This window comes from Pseudomonas sp. BN606, assembly GCF_029873115.1.
Lineage (GTDB): Bacteria > Pseudomonadota > Gammaproteobacteria > Pseudomonadales > Pseudomonadaceae > Metapseudomonas.
This window is the reverse complement of record NZ_SSOF01000079.1, coordinates 24540-41596: the sequence shown is the minus strand read 5'-3', so window position 1 is coordinate 41596 and position 17057 is coordinate 24540. Positions and strand designations below refer to the sequence as shown.

The window sequence follows — 17057 nt, the reverse complement described above, 5'->3', positions numbered from 1 at the left end:
CCGGCAACTTGAATCGGCTCAATGCGTGCTTATTCCTTCCGGGCCTTGATCAGGAATCAATCGGACTTTTCCCCGCGATGACCTGCCTTGCCCGGCGAGGCAGGGAGGCCATACTCCTGACCACTGAGGACGTCGGCAGCCCCGGCTGCCGGGCGTTCGTCCCATGACTCGGCAATAGAGATCAGCCCGCACTGGCGTTTCCGCAACCGGAGGACGATTGCCATGCGTTCGGTTAAGAAAATCCTGGTCGTCATCCCCCTCGATTCCGAGTCCGAAGCCCTCGAGCGGGGACTGCAGATTGCTCAGAAGCTTGACGCAACCCTCAACCTTCTGCTTTGCGATCCAAGCGATAGCTCCTCCGGGGTACTCGACCAATACCTGGTCGGGCTCCTGCGCTCGGGCGTGCATGCGCGAGGTACGGTGGCACGGGTAGATTTTGATCGTGCGAGTAACGCCATCCTGGAAGCCTGTCGCACCCAATCGTGCGACCTGGTAATCAAGCAACACCGTTCCGCTGGACGCCTGAGCCAACTGCTGATGACTCCCGATGATTGGCAGCTGTTGCGCCAGGTACCCACACCGCTGCTCCTGATCCGGGGGGGACGCGTCTGGGAAGGCGGCACCGTTCTCGCTGGCATGGATGTCGAGCACCAGGACGCGGCACACGTCGCGTTGCAGGGCAATGTAATGGAACACGCCAACTTCCTCCGCGTCCTGTTCGGTGCCGCCTTGCATGTGGTGAGCGCCTATTCGCCGGCCAGGCTGCCCCAGGCCGACCCGGAGCAGACCCTCGACCAGGTCATCGCCCGCCATTGCCATGAGCAGTGCCGCTGGTTCATGGAGGAGTACGAGCTGCCCGAGCATTGCCTGCATCTTGGCGAAGGCCCGGCCCGAACATTGATTCCGCAGATTGCCCACCAACTCGAGGCGGGGCTTACCGTGCTGGGCACCGTCGCCCGTCAGGGGCTGGCAGGCGCGCTGGTGGGCAACACGGCGGAGGCCGTGCTCGATCGGTTGGAGGGCGATCTGCTGGTGATCAAGCCAGAGGCTGCGTTGGAGGAGGCGGCGCCCGACGGCCATCGCGCAGCCTGACCCAACCCATAAAACGACGCCCTCCATCAGGAGGGCGTCTTCGTTGCGCTGGAGGGTTCAAGGATTCGGCGCATGACTGCCGAGCAGGCCGGCACCGGATTTCTTGCTGCGCTTGGCAGAGCGTTTTTCCAGAAGGGTCTTTTGCGGCTTTTTCTTCGCCGCGCGTTTTGCATCGAGACCTTTGCTCATGATGGTTACTCCGCGAGAGGGTGAATGGATCAGCGCATCCCTGCCTTGAAGCGCTCAATGGCCATTACCACCTCCTGGGCTGCACGAGCCGGTTGGTTTACGGAACCGATGAAAACAGCATAGCCGCCTGGCACTCGGCTGCATGCCTTGGAAAATGTTCGACTGCTTAACACTTCATCTACCGGGCGGTGACATCGACCGGCCGCCGCCGCATCATGCGGGACCAACGCTTGCCGGCAACCGAGAGCCCAATGTCCGAACGACTGGGATACGCCGCGCAGTCCATCACCGGCTGCGTGCGTGAACACAACGAAGATGCACTGCTTTGCGCCCCGGAGCTGGGGCTCTGGGCCGTCGCCGATGGTATGGGCGGCCACCAGCGCGGCGAAGTGGCCAGCGCCGTGGCGGTTTCCACGTTGCGGGACGCAACCTCCGCTGGGCAGGACCTGGAGGCTGCGGTGCAGCTCGCCCACGCCGCCGTCGTGGCGGCAGCTGGCGGTTCTGGCATGGGTACCACCCTGGTCGCAGTGAAATTCGACGGAACGGCATTCGACCTGGTCTGGGCCGGCGATAGCCGCGCCTACCGGGTGAGCGCTGCCGGAATCGTGCGACTGAGTCACGACCATAGCCTGGTGCAGGCGCTGGTGGACGCCGGCGAACTGACCGTACAGCAGGCTCGCCAGCATCCTCGGCGCAATGTCGTGACCCAATGTCTGGGCCAGGTGCACCAGGATCTTGAAGTCGGTCGCGTGCTGGGCACGTTGGCGCCCGGCGAATTGCTGCTGCTGTGCAGCGACGGCCTGAGCGGCGAACTGGACGACGAACAGATCCAGGCCCGATGCGCCCACGCCGAAACCCTCGACGAACTGGTCGCGCAATTGCTGGAGCAGGCGTGCGATGCCGGTGGTCGGGATAATATCTCCTGCATCGTGATCGGCCTGATGCCGCCGGAAACCTCTTTGCCTGCAAGCAGGTCCAATTCGTTCCTGAGCCGGTTGCTCAAATCCCGAAGACCCTGAACATGACTGACAATCTTCTCGATATCCCCGGCTATCTTGTGCACGGACGCCTGGGCAAAGGTGGGATGGCCGAGGTCTACCTCGCCACCCAGGAGTCCCTCAATCGCAAGGTTGCGGTGAAAGTACTGGACCGGCTGGACGACGAAGCCCTGGTTGATCGCTTCGTCAGGGAGGCGCGCATGCTGGCCTCCCTGCGCCATCCGTCCATCGTCACCATCCACGATATCGACCACCTGCCCGATGGCCGGCCCTATCTCGCCATGGAGTTCCTTGCCGGTGGCGACCTCGGCCGCCACAAGGGGCACGAGCTGGAGCCCCTGGAGGCCCTGCGCATCGTCCGACAGATCGCCGGCGCCCTGGCGGTCGTCCACGACAAGGGGCTGGTACACCGCGACATCAAGCCGGCCAACATCCTCTTTCGCGACGATGGCACGGCGGTGCTCACCGATTTCGGTATCGCCAAGGACCTCGAGCTGGATACCGAGCTGACCCAGTTCAACGTCGCCGTCGGTAGCCCTGCCTACAGCAGCCCGGAGCAGGCCCAGTGCCAGCCGCTGGACGCTCGCAGCGATATCTACAGCCTGGGCGTGATCCTCCTGGAGCTGCTGACCGGAGAGAACCCGTATCGCGGCGCAAGCTACGCCGATACCGTGCTCAACCACGTGCAGATGGACCCGCCATTGCTGCGCCGGGGGCTGTCCGACTACCAGCACGTGATCGATCGCATGCTCGCCAAGGACCCGGAAGAGCGTTTCGCCGACTGCCGGGTGTTGCTGGAAAGCCTGACCGAACTGTGCGATCTCGACCTCGATTTCACCCGCATTGCACCCGTTGTATCCGTAGGCGCATCTGCGAAAAAGTCAGCAGCACGCCAGCGCTACCGCGGCCTGCTCTGGGGGCTGGCCGGCCTCATGCTGCTGGTAGTCTCCACGGGGGGCGGTTATTACGTCGTTCTGCGCATGAAGATCGCCGACCTGCTGGAGCTGGGGGAGCAGCGACTGGCCGAAGGCAAGCTGATGGAGCCGACGGCCGACAACGCCGACTTCTACTTCCATGAAGTGCTGCGCCTGGACAACGACAATGCCAAGGCCGGTGACGGCCTGCAGCGTGTGCTTGCCGCGCGCGTCGCCAACATCCTGGCCCTGGCCGAGCAGCGCCTGGCCGAGGACCAACTGGTGCAACCCGAGCAGGACAACGCGGTGTTCTATTACCAGCAGGTGCTGACTTTGGCTCCTGGCAACGAACAGGCGCTGGCTGGGCTGGAGAAGGTCGCACAGCGCTTCGTCGATCACAGCGAAGAAGCCTACCAGCGACGTGAGTTCGCCCTCGCGCTGGAATACATCGATGCCGGACTGCAGGTCGCGCCGACGAACCCGACGCTGCTGGAGTTGCGTGCCGTTCACGACCAACGCGTGCGCAAGGCCAAGGCAGCTCGTGTGGCCGCGAGCCGCCAGACCCGGCCGCAACAGCAGGCGCGCCAGCAGGAAGAGAGCAACCCCATCAAGAAGTTCTGGAACCGTCTTTTCAACTAACTGCCAACTCCAGCAAGGTCAGGATTGCAGGCACATGGCTATCATTGCCCTGTGCCCTGCTTCCAAGGACCTCAAATGCTACGAATTCACTTCGCGGATAACCGCCAGGCGCCCATCTGGCTGGTGGATGAGCGCTTCACCATCGGTCAGGACAGTCGCAACAGCCTGGTGCTGGCGGACCCGGAGATCAGCCTGTTCCATGCGGAGATCCGCCAGGATCACGGCCAGTACTACCTGAGCGATTGCGGCACGCCTGGCGGCACCTTCGTCAATGGCGAGCGTATCGGTGCACGCTTCCAGTTGCGCTCCGACGACCTCGTGCGTATCGGCCAACTCGAACTCCTGCTGGTGGACCCGGCCAAGGCCAGCCCCAAGGCGCAAGCCTCGGCACGCTGGTTCCTGCAGGTGATCAAGGGGGAGCACGAAGGGCAGAAGTACCACGTCACCGGCTCCCTGACCTTCGGGCGCTCGGTGAAGTGTGAGCTGTGCTTCAGCGATCAGGAACTATCGCGCCGGCACTGCGAGTTCTTCCTCAAGGACGATGTGCTGGAGGTCAAGGACCTCGCTTCCGCCAACGGCGTTTTCGTCAACCAGCAGAAGGTCAGCACCGCCGTGTTGCAGCCGGGTGATCAGATTCGCATGGGCTCTGTGACCCTGCTGGTGATCGGCCCCAAGGTGGCTGCACCGCAGGTGGTGGACGAGGACGCCACGCTGTTCATGCCCGTGGCGCAGATCCCGAAGGCTACGCTGCCACGCCCGGCAGCTCGTCAACAGGTGGCCAACCCACTGCGCGCGGCGGCACAGAACAATGTCGCCCCCTCTGAAGCCGTGCGACAGTCGCCGAACAAGGTGCTGATTGGCCTGTTGGTGCTGGTGATCGCTGCAGCCGCGGCCTATGCCGGCAAGGTGCTGCTGTAGGGGCGCATTCATCCGCCAAGGGCCGCACAGCGGCCCGGTAGGTTGGCGCTGAGCCTGCGAAGCCCAACGCGTCGGTTGCCTTGGGCGACGTTGGGCCGCGCAGCACTTGGCGCCAACCTACGAACGTCTGCGCGGATCAGGCGGTGATGCCAAACACTTTGGCCAGGTGCTCTTCATAGCGCTTCACATCCTCCTCGATGCTCGGACGCTTCATCACATCCACGCAGAGGAAGGTGGGCAGGGTGCTCATGCCGAGGAACTGGTTGGCCTTGTGGAAGGGGAAGTAGACGGCGTCCACACCCTTGGCCTCGAAGAAGTCGGTGGGGTCGTCAAAGGCCTGTTGTGGTGCGTTCCAGGTCAGCGACAGCATGTACTGTTTGCCATGGATGAGGCCGCCGCTGCCGTACTTCTGCGAAGCGTCCGAGCGGGTGCGGCCGTCGTTGGCATAGAGGCTGCCGTGACCGGCAGTGAACACCTCGTCCAGATAGCGCTTCACGGTCCAGGGAGCGCCCATCCACCAGCCGGGCATCTGGTAGATCACGACGTCGGCCCAGAGGATCTTCTGCACCTCTTCGGCAACGTCGTAACCGGAGTCAATCTGGGTTTCCTTGATGTCGAAGCCGGCGCGGTCGAAGAAGGCCAGCGCGGCATCGTGCAGGGTGGCGTTGTAGCGGCCGTCCGAGTGGGCGAACTTCTTGCCGCCGTTGAGCAACAGAATCTTTTTCATGGCAGTAGCCTCCGTAAGTCGATGTGGCGGCAGACTACCGGTCGCACCCTTGCGGAAACACCGCCCGGGGCGCAATTGATACTTGCGGTAAAGTCATGAATTGATGGGTGTGCTTTGCGGTAGGGTTGATAAAAATCACGTCACCCGCGAGGCCGATGCCATGAGCCAATCCCACGCTTTTATCCTGCATGCCCATACACGTCCCGAGAAAGCCGACGAGTTCGAATCGCTATTCCGCGCTTATGTCGAACCCAGCCGGGCGGAGGAGGGCTGCGTCGAGTACCACATGCTGCGTGATGCCCAGGATCCGAGCCTGTTCATCTTCTTCGAGGTCTGGCAGAGCCGCGCCGCCTTCGACTTTCATTGCGCGTTACCGCACATGCAGAGCTTCCACGAAAACCGCATGGACTACCTTGAGCGGGACTTCGATGTCCGAGAAATCAAGATGCTCAGTCCGTCGTCCGCCAAAGCCTAGATTCCGCTGCGAATCAAACTGAGGTACTCCGGTCGGCCGCCAATGTCGTTGTGGCCGGCCCCAACGATCACTTCCCTCCGAGCCACGCCCGAGCGGAACTGGGCGAAGAGTTTTTCGCTGCTCCAGCGCGGGATGACTTCGTCGCGCTCCGCGACGATCAGCAGGGTGGGCACGGCGATGGCCGGGACGTAGCGCCAGGACTCGTACTTGTCCTGAAGCATCCAGCGCACCGGGAAGATCGGGAATTGCCGCTGGGCCAGCTCCAGGATGCTGTTGTAGGGCGTGACCAGTACCAGCCGCGCGACCCGGCGCTGGCTGGCGAGGTGAATGGCCACGCCGCTGCCCAGGCTGCGGCCGACCACGGCCACTTCGCTGTGCAAGGCGCTGACCTTGTCGAACAGCTCCAGGGCATCGTGCAGGTTGGCGGCTTCCGTGGGCCGTCCGGTGCTGTCGCCGAACCCCCGGTAATGCAGCAGGTAGAGCGCGTGATCGGGAAAGGCTTCGGCGAAGTCCGGCAGGCTGCGGGACACGTCCTCGGCATTGCCGCCGAAGTAGATCAGCGCCTTGGAGCTGGCGAGCGGACGCACCGTGACGGCGATCTGCTGGTCCGTTACAGGCAGCATCAGGAGCCGGTCCGGACCGCCAATGGCACGGGGTTGCGGGAAATACAGCAGCGAACGCTGGAATGCGAACAGCAGCGTGCCGGCTCCCAGATAGAGCGCAATGGCGAGCAGGACGACGCCGATCAGGCTGCGCGGCATGCTGATGTCGGAACGCGATCGGCGATGGGGCTCTTGAACACAGTGGATGTCCTCTCTGCCGCGGGGCGGGTTCATTCACCTTAGTCGAGGCAGGCTTGCCTAAGCTGAAAGGGCATGCCCACGCGAGGTATTCCCATGGAACGCAAACACGGTCTTGAAACCTACAAGCGCCTGAAGAAACAACACCCGGCGTATTTCCAGGCGGTGGAAACCCTCGGCGCTGTGGTGCGCCAGGCCGGCCCCCTGGATGAACTCAGCCTGCAACTGATCCAGCTCGCCGCAGCAGCGGCGATCCATTCCGAAGGGGCTGTCCACAGCCATACCCGGCGGGCCCTGGAGGCCGGCGCCAGTCCGGCGCATATCCACCATGCCTTGCTCGCGCTGACCAGCACCATCGGTTTTCCTACCGTGGTCGCGGCCCTGAGCTGGGCGGGGGATGTGCTGGAAAGCGAGGAATAGGGCGCATTGCTTCAGGTAGGAGCGAGCTTGCTCGCGAAAGAGCAGACTCAGCAAGCTCGCTCCTACAAATGCTGCCTCTATGGGGTGGGGCTCACCTCCGGCTCCTGCTGCTGCAACATCCACATCTGCGCATAGGTGCCGCCGGCTTCCAGCAGCTCGCGGTGAGTGCCTTTTTCTAGCACGCGGCCGGCGTCGATCACGAGAATCTGGTCGGCATCCATCACCGTGGACAGACGGTGGGCGATGACCAGCGTGGTGCGGCCGACCTGGATGCGGTCCAGGGCGGTCTGGATGGCCTTTTCCGACTTGGAGTCCAGTGCCGAGGTGGCCTCGTCGAAGATCAGGATGGCGGGGTTCTTCAGCAGGGCGCGGGCGATGGCCACACGTTGCTTTTCGCCGCCGGAGAGCTTGAGGCCGCGCTCACCCACGGGGGTCTCGTAGCCATCGGGCAGGCGCAGGATGAAGTCGTGGATATGCGCGGCGCGGGCGGCGGCCTCCACCTCCTCGCGGCTGGCGCCGGGGCGGCCGTAGCTGATGTTGTAGTAGATGCTGTCGTTGAACAGCACGGTGTCCTGGGGAACGATGCCGATGGCGCTGCGCACCGAGCCCTGGGTCAGTTCGCGCAGGTCGTGGCCGTCGATGCGGATGTGCCCGGCATCGATGTCGTAGAAGCGGTAGAGCAGCCGGGCGAGGGTGGACTTGCCAGACCCTGAATGGCCGACCACTGCCACGGTGCCACCGGGGGGAATCTCGAAGTCCACGCCGTGGAGTATCTCCCGGCGCGGGTCATAGCCGAAGTGCACGTTCTCGAAGCGCACCCGTGGCTGGGTGGTTTGCAGCGGGGTGGCGCCCGGCGCGTCCTGCACGTCCTGGCGCTCGTCCAGCAGACCGAACAGCCGCTCCATGTTGGTCAGCGCCTGCTTCACCTCGCGGTACATCATGCCGAGCATGAACAACGGGGCGGACAGCTGCAGCAGGTAGGTGTTCACCAGCACCAGGTCGCCGATGGTGAGTTCGCCGGCCACGACGCCCGCGGCGGCACGCCACATCATGGCCGTGACACCCATGGCGACGATGGAGGTCTGGCCCAGGTTGAGCAGCGCCAGGGACTTGGTGGCCTTGACCTTGGCGTTCTCCAGGTGGCGCAGGTTCTCGTCGTAGCGTGTCGACTCGTGGGCTTCGTTGTTGAAGTACTTCACCGTCTCGTAGTTGAGCAGCGAATCCACCGCGCGCTCATTGGCGCGGGTGTCCGCCTCCACCGCTGCGCGGTAGTAGCGGGTGCGCCATTCGGTGATGGCGAACGTCCAGATGCCATAGGCAACCAGGGTGGCGAGGGTGATGAAGGCGAAGCCCCAGTCGTACGCCCAGACCAGCACTGCAGTGACCAGCAGCACTTCGAGCAGGGTCGGGACAATGGTGTACAGCGTCCAGTCCAGCAGGTCGGAGATGGCACTCCCGCCACGCTCGACGTCACGGGCGACGCCGCCGGTGCGCCGGCCCAGGTGGAACTTCAGGCTCAGCCCGTGGAGGTGCTGGAACACCTTGAGGGTGATCTGCCGCGAGGCCCGCGCCATGACCCGGGCGAATACCACCTGGCGCAGTTCGGTGAACAGGGTGACGCCGATGCGCGAGGCGCCATAGGCCAGCAACAGGGCAACCGGCAGCACCAGGAGGCTGGGCTCGACATTGAGCCCATCGACGATCTGCTTGAGGGCGATCGGCACGTAGAGGTTGATCAGTTTGGCGGCGAAAATCAGCCCCAGCGCCAGGGCGATGCGGCCGGTGTAGGGCTTGAGGTAGGGCAGCAAGGTGGCGATCACGGCGGCATCGCCACGGGTGCCGGCCTTGCGCGCAATGGGAGCGGAACCGTCGTTCTTGTTACCGGTCGCGTCCTGCGGAGCCGGGTTGTCATCCAGGGCTGCCATCGCCCACCTGCCTTCTGTGATCAAGATCTGGCGACGATACTCCAGAGCCGGGTCTGGCGCGAAGCCACCCGAGGGCTAGCGCGCGATGGAATCGGCCACCTGCTGGACCTGTTTGCGGAACCAGCGGCGCAGCCGGTCGGCGTCGGTCCGTTCATGCCAGATCTGCATAACCTCCACCCGTGGCAGCGTCAACGGCAGCGGGTGCATGCGCAGGTCGGGGTCGCGATCCACGGCTTCTTCGGCCAGTGAGCGCAGGCAGGTGAGCAGCAGGTCGGTGCCGCGAATCAGCCGGGTCGGTGCGATGAAGCTGGACAGCCCGGCGGCGACCCGGCGGCTCAGTCCCCTGGCCTGCAGGGCCCGATCCACCAGGCCATCGAGGTCACCGGTAAGGGTAGTGAGAAGGTGCTCGCAGGCGAGGAACGCGTCCAGGTCCAGACCGTTGGCCAGGCGCGCGTTGCCTTGGGAGGCCAGGACCACGAAGTCCTCGCTCAGCAGGCGCTGCTGGTGAAAGGTGCCTGGGAGGTCGGTGTAGAAGCCGGCAATCGCCAGGTCGCAGGTGCCTTTCTCCAGCTCGTCGCGAGGGAGCTGGCCACGGGTGTTGTGGGTGACCAGAACCAGGTTCGGCGCCTGGCTGCGCAGCTTCGGCAGAAGCTTCGGCAGCAGCGTCTGTTCCACATAGTCCGTGCTGTAGAGATGGAGGCGCTCGGCGCGGCCGAGGAAGTCCTGTCCGTCGCAGAGCTCGTAGAAGGCTTCCAGCTCGCCCACCAGGCGCTGCACCTGGGGCGCCAGCTCATGGGCGCGGGGCGTGGGCGTGAGACCGCGGGGGGCGCGGACGAAAAGCGGGTCGCCGAACTGGTGGCGCAGCTTGTTCAGCTTGTGACTCAAGGCCGGTTGGCTGAGGGCCATGCGCTCGGCCGCCAGCGACGCATTGCGTTCCTGGTAGAGCACGTGGAAGACCAGCAGCAGGTTCAGGTCCTTCTTGGTGATATTCATTTTTTGGATGCCAGAAATAGAAGCTTTCGAATTATCGAATCTTAGTGCCTTGCCTAGGATGGCGGCCACTGACGCGCTGATATCCAGGAGACCCCATGACCATCAGCATCTTCGCCACCATCAGCCCCAGACCCGAGCACCGCGACGCGGTGGAGCGGGCCCTGCGAGTGATGGTCGAGCGCTCCCGGGCTGAGCCCGGCAACCTGCGTTACGACCTGTTCATCCACGAGGGCGAGGTGCTGGCTTTCGACCTCTTCGAGCTATACGCCGATGAGGCTGCCGTCGAAGCCCATCGCCAGAGCGCCCATTACCAGGCGTATCGCGCCGCCACTGCCGACTGGCTGGCCGCGCCCACCCAGGTACGCCTCGCCCGTCCGCTGGACTTGGCACCGTTCAACTGATCAGGAGATTCAACATGACCAAGGTTTCCACCCTGGCGCTGGCCCTTGCCGGCGCGATGCTGGCCGGCACGGCCAATGCGGCGCCCAAGGGCGAGGTGCTGGTGCTGCTTTCCAGCGAGAACCAGTTGCCACTCAAGGACGGCAAGCAGTACCCCACCGGCTTCTACCTCAACGAGTTCGGCGTACCCGCGGACCACTTGCTCAAGGCGGGCTACGCGCTGGTACTGGTGACCCCCAGGGGCAACGCACCGAGCGTGGATAAACGCTCCATCGATCCGCAGTACTTCGGCGGAGACGCAGCGGAAATGAAGCGCATCCAGAATGTGGTCGAAGGCCTGCCAGGCATGAACGACAGCCTGTCGCTGCAAGAAGTGCTCGCCGGAGACCTGGACCGCTATGCCGGGTTGCTGATTCCCGGTGGCCACGCGCCGCTGATCGACCTGGCCAACAACCCCGAAGTGGGAGCGCTATTGCGTCACTTCCACCAGGCCGGCAAGCCCACCGCTGCCATTTGCCACGGGCCCATTGCGTTGCTCTCGGCCCAGGACGATCCCGCCAGCTACCAGGCGGCCCTCGCCCGTGGCGAGAAGCCGGCGGCGAGCAACTGGCTCTACCAGGGCTACCGCATGACGATCTTCGCCGACCCGGAAGAGCAGGTATTCGAAAGCTCCCTCAACGGCGACCGCATCCTCTTCTACCCGGCCAAGGCGATGGCAGGTGCTGGCGGCGACATGGCCTACGCTACGGCCTGGAGTCCCAACGTGGTGGTGGATCGCGAGTTGATCACCGGCCAGAACCCGTTCTCCGACCATGCGCTGGCCAAGGCGTTGGTGGAAAAGCTGGGGGTGCGGAAGAGCGAGTAACGCGCTACGCCGCTCTGGCCAGTTGGCGCCGGGCACCGACTTGCCGGGCAGCGTTCCTCAATGGAGCGCCGCGCGGCAAAACCTGCTGCGCGGTGTTTCACGCCATCGGCGGCAGCCGTCGCTTCACCGGGGTTTTCTTGACGATGGCGGTGCTGGTTTCGGCATAGACGTTGATGCGGTCCAGCAGCGTGTCGAGCTGTTCCATGGAGCGCACGCACAGCCGTGCGATGAAGCAGTCGTCGCCGGTCACCTTGTCGCACTCGGTGAACTCCGGAATGTCCTGGATCTTGCGTTCCACCACCTGCAACTGGCCGGGCAGGGGACGGATTCGCACGATGGCTTGGAGCTGGTAGCCAAAGGCCTTCGGGTCCACCTCCACCGTGTAGCCCGTGAGCACACCGCGTTCTTCCAGCTTGCGCAGTCGCTCCGCGACGCTGGGGGAGGAAAGGCCGCTGATCTGCGCCAGGGCCTTGAGGGAACGGCGCGAGTCTTCCATCAAGGCGGAGATCAGCAACTGGTCGATGTCGTCGGTCATGGCGGCCTCGTTAGGTGAACGGATAAAAGTGCCTTGATAGTAAAGGTAGATGGCGAAATTAGCCTTTTCTATCGCATGGAATCTGCCCGTTGTGGCTCGTCATACTGTGCGCCACACAGAGGAGCCCATCATGGACAAATCAATACATCGCGGTTCGTTGGAAATGGTCGCCGCCATGCTCATCTCCGGCACCATTGGCTGGTTGGTGATGCTTTCCGGGCAGCCGGTGCTGGATGTGGTGTTCTGGCGCTGCCTGTTCGGCGCATTGACCTTGCTGGTCATCTGCGCGGCGATGGGCTTCCTGCGCCCCGGCATCCTTACCCGAGCCACCTTCCTCCTTGCGGTACTCAGCGGCGTGGCCATCGTCGGCAACTGGGTATTGCTCTTCGCCTCCTACTCGCGAGCGTCTATCTCCATCGGCACGGCGATCTACAACGTCCAGCCGTTCATGCTGGTCGGGCTGGCAGCACTGTTCCTCGGTGAGAAGATCACCGTGCAGAAGCTGGCTTGGCTTGCCGTGTCGTTCTTGGGAATGCTGGCCATCGTCAGCGCCCACGGCGGGCAGGGCGAAAGTGGCGGTGATTACCTGGCGGGCATTGCCCTGGCCCTGGGCGCGGCGTTGCTCTATGCGATTGCGGCGCTGATCATCAAGCGGCTGAGCGGGGTGCCACCGCACCTGATCGCGCTGATTCAGGTCACCACCGGGGTGCTGTTGCTGGCGCCCGTGGCGAATCTGTCCAGCCTGCCGCAGGGCACTGATTCCTGGTCCATCCTGCTGACACTCGGCGTGATCCACACCGGCGTGATGTATGTGCTGCTCTACGGCGCCATACAGAAACTGCCGACGGCCCTGACTGGCGCACTGTCGTTCATCTATCCGATCGCGGCGATCTTCGTCGACTGGTTCGCCTTCGGCCGACACCTCGAACTGTTGCAGTGGGTGGGCGTGGCGGCGATTCTCGTTGCGGCGTTGGGGATGCAGCAGGGCTGGAGCTTCAGCCTGCGCCGGGCGGTTCAAACCCAATCGTAGGCTGGCGCCAAGCGGAGCGCGGCCCAACGTCGGATTCGTTGGGCGCCGATGCGCTCAATGCAGCTCTTTCGATGCCTGGCCGAACTGGAGGTCCGCCGTATTCAGGCGTTCCAGCTCACGACGCACCATATTGGCGAAGGCCGACGGCTTGAGGTGGTACAGCTCTGTGGCTACCCAGGCGAGCCAGCGCGGGCCCATGGCGTCGCGCTGCGCCAATAGACGCAGCGCTTCGTCACGGGCCTGCCCGGCATGCTCCTCGTGGAACTGCCGGCGGCTTGCCGGATCAGTTGGCTTGCAGGCCGACATAGACGTTCTGCACGTCGTCGTGGTTGTCCAGCGCGTCGAGGAAGGCTTCCACTTCTTCCAGCTCGGCACCGGACAGGCTCACCGGGTTCTTCGCCTTGTAGCCCAGGTTGGCCGACTGCACGGTGAAGCCGAATTCCGGCAGCGCCTTGCACACGGCGTCCAGGTCAGTCGGGTCGGTGTAGAACAGGGTGGCGCCTTCATCGGCGGCTTCGAAGTCCTGGGCACCGGCCTCGATGGCGGCCACTTCCACGTCGGCATCGGCGCTGGCAGGTTCTGCCTCGATCATGCCCAGGTGGTCGAAGTCCCAGGCAACCGAGCCGGAGGTGCCCAGTTGGCCCTTGCGGAACAGCACCCGCACTTCGGCGACGGTACGGTTCACGTTATCGGTCAGGCACTCGACGATTACTGGCACGCGGTGCGGGGCGAAACCTTCGTAGAGGGTACGCTCGTAGTTGACCACTTCACCGGAAAGGCCAGCGCCTTTCTTGATGGCGCGCTCCAGGGTGTCTTTCGGCATGGAGGCCTTCTTGGCCTGGTGCACGGCGAGACGCAGCTTGGGGTTCATGTCCGGATCGGCGCCGTTACGCGCGGCGATCATGATCTCTTTCACCAGTTTGCCGAAGATCTTTCCTCGGGCGTTGGCGGCGGCTTCTTTGGGTTTGGCTTTCCACTGGGCGCCCATGGCGGCTCTCTCGCTGGTTCGTTGGGGGAAACGGGTGGCGATTCTACTGGGGCGACGGGGGAGGCTGCCAGCCAACTCGTCAGCCCGCCCGACCGTGCGGAGAATCTGGCACCAATTGGCCATTATGGTTAGATTGCATATCACCAGGCCAATAGGCGCCAGGCGGCGTAGCAGCCCCTGCGAGGCGGAGTCCGAATGCAGTTGCCCAGCAGTTCCAACGCGCCGGAAGGCGCCAGAGATGAGCGATTCGACGGCCTGGTCCGCATGGCCAGGCGACATTTCGGCGTCAGGGCCGCCCTCCTGACCACTGGCAACAGGGACCGCCAGCAGGTTTGCGCCTGTGACGGCTGGACACTGGTCGACCCATTGCCGGATGGCCACCTGCCTCTTTTTCACGTCACCCAAACCGATGCGCTGCTCGTGGTGCCTGATATCCACAGGGACGAGCACTTGCGCAATCACGACCTGGTGAAAGTCTTGCCCGGCCTGCGCTTTCTCGCTGCCTGCTCTTTGCCGGGGGCGGATGGCGCCCTGTTCGGCGTGCTCTACCTGTTGCACGACCAGCCCCGAGATCTGGATGTCGAGCAGCACCAGGGGCTGCGCGATCTCGCTGAACTTGCAGCTGGGGTGCTGGTACGTGAGGAGTCGGATCGACGGGAGCTGGAGCGTCTGCAGGAAAGCGAGCGGCGCCTGGCGCCAGCCATCGCCGGAAGTGGAACCGGAATCTGGGATCGCAATGCGGTGACCGGCGAAATCCACTACTCCACCGGCTGGAAAGCCTTGCTGGGGTACGCGGACCACGAGGTCGGCAATCGCATCGAGGAGAGCTACACCCGCGTCCACCCGGACGATCTGGCTTACGTGCAGGCAACCATTCAGGCCCACTTCGAGCGACGTACCGAAGCCTACGAAGTGGAACACCGGCTGCGTTGCCGGGACGGAAGCTACAAGTGGGTGTGCAGTCGCGGCAAGGTGGTTGAGCGCGATGAGTTCGGCAAACCGCTGCGCATGGTAGGCACGACCACCGACATTACCGCCATGCGGGCACTGTCCGAAAAGATGCAGCAGACCGCTGCGTTGATGACAGACCTGACCAACGAGATTCCGGGCATGGTCTTCCAGTACCGGCGACGGCTGGATGGGCACTCGTACTTTTCCTATGTCAGCGCCGGGGTTCGCGAAATCTACGGGCTGACGCCGGAGCAACTGGAGCAGAGCGCGGACGCGCTGCACGCGATCATCCACCCGGACGACCTCGCGCTTTACCTCGGATCGCTTGAGACTTCCGCGCGGGACCTCAAGCCGTGGCACCTGGAATACCGGGTTCAGCTCCCGGGCTGTGGCGCGTCCTGGCGGCAGGGTGATGCGCGGCCCAGGCCCCTGGCGGACGGCAGCGTGCTCTGGCACGGATTTATCACCGATATTACCGAGCGAAAGCTGATCGAAGCCGAACTGCAGGTATTCGCTACCACCGATTCGCTGACCCAGCTCTCCAATCGCCGACATTTCATGCAGCAGCTCGAGAGCGAACTGGCGCGTGTGCAGCGCTCGGTCGGCTATTGCGCGGCAATCCTGATGTTCGACCTCGATCACTTCAAGTCAATCAATGATCGTTGGGGCCATTCCGTGGGAGACCTCGCGCTGCGGCACTTCTCGGCGATTCTCTGTGCCCAGTTGCGTCGCACTGACGCCGCCGGGCGTATGGGCGGCGAAGAGTTCGCGGTGGCGCTGAGCAATGCCTCCGTAGGCGAAGCCATGATCTTCGCCCAACGTGTCCAGCAGGAGCTGGACCGCACACCGCTGCCTCACGGCGACGAGCGCCTGGCCCTGGCCGTCAGCGTTGGTATTGCCACTATCCACCCCACCGATGTCAGCGCCGAGGCCACCTTGTCACGCAGCGACATGGCGCTCTATCGCGCCAAGCGGGGCGGTCGTAACCGCATCGAATGCCATTGAAAGATGCGGGCCCGTCGCGGCGACCAGGATCCTGGCCAGCTGCCGGTCCCCTCTCTCTGCAAGCTCGCGCTTCTGTCGAATGCCACCTCCTGATTTCATCTCCCCAGCTCCGCCATTCTCGGTGTGCCCAGTCTTCATGCTCTGGAGCCGGCGCACGGCTGCTTGAAAAGGGGGAACTGGAGGGCGGCATCGAGTAACAAACCCTTATTCAGGGCATTGCAGGACGAGTAACCACATGGCGGATTTTCTTTTACCTGCGCGCCGCTAATTGCCACGGAGAGTGCACAGGATGGGGTGGAATCGCGCATCATTGAGCGCAATCAGCTTGAGGGAGGTTTCCATGGAGGTCATGTCATCCGTTCTGCGCCTTGGTGTGCTGTCGCTGGGACTGGCGCTGGCCAGCACCGCGGTGGCGAGTGAGGAGACGCAACTGGTCGATTCCATCAATGTCTATCGCGGCCAGGTACAGCCTTGTGCCGGCCAGGCGTCGATGGAGCTACCCCCGCTCAAGGCCGACCCGCGCCTGATCCTGCCGGCCGGCAGCATTGGCGACCTCCAGCAAGCGCTGTCGCGAACGGCTTATCCCCTGGTCAACGTGCAGGCCATCAACCTCTCCGGCCCGCGTGACGCCTCGGCGGCCATGAAGGCCTTGAAGGAAAGCTTTTGCCAGGTGGTGCTGGACCCGCAGTTCGTCGATGTCGGTGTGAGCCGCGAGGGTCAGGACTGGCGCATCGTGCTGGCGCGGCCATTGCTGGCCGGCGGGCTGGGCGACTGGCAGGCTGAAGGGCAGAAGCTGCTGGCGCAGATCAACACCGCTCGCAACCAGGCCCGCCAATGCGGCACCCAATCCTTCGCCGCCGCACCGCCGCTGACGTGGAATGCCACCCTGGCCGGTGCCGCGCTGGAACATACCCGCGCCATGGCCAACCAGAACTTCTTCGACCACAAGGACCGCGATGGCCGTACCCCCGGCGACCGCGCCGAGCTGGCCGGCTACTCCGCCCAACTGATCGGCGAGAACATAGCCGCCGGCCTGGACACCTCCAGCAAGGTGGTAGACGGCTGGCTGGCCAGCCCCGGCCACTGCGCCAATCTCATGAACCCGCAATTCCGCGAACTCGGCGCCGCGTACGCGGTGGACCCGAAGAGTGACGCGGGCATCTACTGGACGACGATGTTCGGAGCGCAGTGAGT

Annotated in this window: 19 protein-coding genes; 11 read left to right on the top strand and 8 right to left on the bottom strand. The window is 64.0% G+C overall.

Annotated elements, in window-relative coordinates:
• The first annotated feature begins 222 nt into the window (after positions 1–222).
• On the top strand, positions 223–1092 hold the full coding sequence (locus tag E8E75_RS21380) for a universal stress protein (RefSeq protein ID WP_153917822.1): 870 nt from the start codon (positions 223–225) through the stop codon (positions 1090–1092).
• Positions 1093–1149: 57 nt separating this feature from the next.
• On the opposite strand, the gene E8E75_RS21375 is transcribed toward E8E75_RS21380, so the two are convergent.
• The gene (locus E8E75_RS21375; protein ID WP_256660989.1) at positions 1150–1281 is read right to left on the bottom strand and encodes a hypothetical protein; all 132 of its coding nucleotides are present in this window, start codon (positions 1279–1281) and stop codon (positions 1150–1152) included.
• A gap of 251 nt (positions 1282–1532) precedes the next feature.
• On the opposite strand from E8E75_RS21375, the gene E8E75_RS21370 reads away from it, so the two are divergent.
• From E8E75_RS21370 to E8E75_RS21360, 3 genes are all read left to right on the top strand, one after another.
• Positions 1533–2300: a protein phosphatase 2C domain-containing protein gene (locus E8E75_RS21370; RefSeq protein WP_120652120.1), complete on the top strand. Its 768-nt coding sequence runs from the start codon at positions 1533–1535 to the stop codon at positions 2298–2300.
• Positions 2301–2302: 2 nt separating this feature from the next.
• Entirely contained in the window at positions 2303–3832 is a 1530-nt protein-coding gene (locus E8E75_RS21365) for a serine/threonine-protein kinase (RefSeq protein WP_153917824.1), read from the top strand.
• Between the two features lie 75 nt (positions 3833–3907).
• Positions 3908–4750 (top strand): FHA domain-containing protein, encoded by an 843-nt coding sequence (locus tag E8E75_RS21360; protein ID WP_120652116.1) that lies wholly within the window; start codon positions 3908–3910, stop codon positions 4748–4750.
• Positions 4751–4886: 136 nt separating this feature from the next.
• Here E8E75_RS21360 and E8E75_RS21355 read toward each other — a convergent pair whose 3' ends face one another.
• Positions 4887–5477, bottom strand: a complete 591-nt coding sequence (locus tag E8E75_RS21355; RefSeq protein WP_153917826.1) for an NAD(P)H-dependent oxidoreductase — start codon at positions 5475–5477, stop codon at positions 4887–4889.
• A 160-nt stretch (positions 5478–5637) separates the two neighbouring features.
• Between E8E75_RS21355 and E8E75_RS21350 the strand changes: the two genes are divergently transcribed.
• Positions 5638–5952 carry a putative quinol monooxygenase gene (locus E8E75_RS21350; protein WP_153917828.1) on the top strand — a complete coding sequence of 105 codons (315 nt, stop codon included), beginning with the start codon at positions 5638–5640 and terminating at the stop codon, positions 5950–5952.
• Here E8E75_RS21350 and E8E75_RS21345 read toward each other — a convergent pair.
• Positions 5949–6713, bottom strand: a complete 765-nt coding sequence (locus E8E75_RS21345; RefSeq protein WP_153917830.1) for an alpha/beta fold hydrolase — start codon at positions 6711–6713, stop codon at positions 5949–5951. The two genes, E8E75_RS21350 and E8E75_RS21345, sit on opposite strands and share 4 nt — an antisense overlap.
• A gap of 135 nt (positions 6714–6848) precedes the next feature.
• Between E8E75_RS21345 and E8E75_RS21340 the strand changes: the two genes are divergently transcribed.
• Positions 6849–7172, top strand: coding sequence for a carboxymuconolactone decarboxylase family protein (locus tag E8E75_RS21340; protein WP_120652110.1), 324 nt, complete (start codon positions 6849–6851; stop codon positions 7170–7172).
• 77 nt (positions 7173–7249) lie between these two features.
• Here E8E75_RS21340 and E8E75_RS21335 read toward each other — a convergent pair whose 3' ends face one another.
• Both E8E75_RS21335 and E8E75_RS21330 read right to left on the bottom strand, forming a co-directional pair.
• Positions 7250–9097 carry an ABC transporter ATP-binding protein/permease gene (locus E8E75_RS21335; RefSeq protein WP_153917832.1) on the bottom strand — a complete coding sequence of 616 codons (1848 nt, stop codon included), beginning with the start codon at positions 9095–9097 and terminating at the stop codon, positions 7250–7252.
• A gap of 75 nt (positions 9098–9172) precedes the next feature.
• Complete coding sequence (locus E8E75_RS21330; RefSeq protein ID WP_120652106.1) at positions 9173–10090, bottom strand: LysR substrate-binding domain-containing protein; 918 nt, start codon at positions 10088–10090, stop codon at positions 9173–9175.
• A 95-nt stretch (positions 10091–10185) separates the two neighbouring features.
• Between E8E75_RS21330 and E8E75_RS21325 the strand changes: the two genes are divergently transcribed.
• Together E8E75_RS21325 and E8E75_RS21320 are read left to right on the top strand one after the other, a co-directional pair.
• Positions 10186–10491, top strand: a complete 306-nt coding sequence (locus E8E75_RS21325) for a putative quinol monooxygenase (RefSeq protein WP_120652103.1) — start codon at positions 10186–10188, stop codon at positions 10489–10491.
• A 14-nt stretch (positions 10492–10505) separates the two neighbouring features.
• Positions 10506–11354 carry a type 1 glutamine amidotransferase domain-containing protein gene (locus E8E75_RS21320; protein WP_120652101.1) on the top strand — a complete coding sequence of 283 codons (849 nt, stop codon included), beginning with the start codon at positions 10506–10508 and terminating at the stop codon, positions 11352–11354.
• 97 nt (positions 11355–11451) lie between these two features.
• On the opposite strand, the gene E8E75_RS21315 is transcribed toward E8E75_RS21320, so the two are convergent.
• Positions 11452–11889 (bottom strand): Lrp/AsnC family transcriptional regulator, encoded by a 438-nt coding sequence (locus E8E75_RS21315; protein ID WP_028630156.1) that lies wholly within the window; start codon positions 11887–11889, stop codon positions 11452–11454.
• Positions 11890–12019: 130 nt separating this feature from the next.
• Here E8E75_RS21315 and E8E75_RS21310 point away from each other — a divergent pair, with 130 nt between their 5' ends.
• A complete protein-coding gene (locus E8E75_RS21310; protein ID WP_120652099.1) occupies positions 12020–12919 on the top strand; it encodes a DMT family transporter in 900 nt (299 codons plus the stop codon).
• A gap of 54 nt (positions 12920–12973) precedes the next feature.
• Here the strand turns inward: E8E75_RS21310 and E8E75_RS21305 are convergent, their stop codons facing one another.
• The gene (locus E8E75_RS21305; protein WP_120652097.1) at positions 12974–13225 is read right to left on the bottom strand and encodes a hypothetical protein; all 252 of its coding nucleotides are present in this window, start codon (positions 13223–13225) and stop codon (positions 12974–12976) included.
• Positions 13203–13907: a YebC/PmpR family DNA-binding transcriptional regulator gene (locus tag E8E75_RS21300; protein ID WP_120652095.1), complete on the bottom strand. Its 705-nt coding sequence runs from the start codon at positions 13905–13907 to the stop codon at positions 13203–13205. The genes E8E75_RS21305 and E8E75_RS21300 overlap by 23 nt, the downstream gene beginning before the upstream one ends.
• A gap of 195 nt (positions 13908–14102) precedes the next feature.
• On the opposite strand from E8E75_RS21300, the gene E8E75_RS21295 reads away from it, so the two are divergent.
• Positions 14103–15863 carry a diguanylate cyclase gene (locus tag E8E75_RS21295; protein ID WP_153917834.1) on the top strand — a complete coding sequence of 587 codons (1761 nt, stop codon included), beginning with the start codon at positions 14103–14105 and terminating at the stop codon, positions 15861–15863.
• A 340-nt stretch (positions 15864–16203) separates the two neighbouring features.
• Positions 16204–17055: a CAP domain-containing protein gene (locus E8E75_RS21290; RefSeq protein ID WP_120652092.1), complete on the top strand. Its 852-nt coding sequence runs from the start codon at positions 16204–16206 to the stop codon at positions 17053–17055.
• Positions 17056–17057 lie beyond the last annotated feature (2 nt).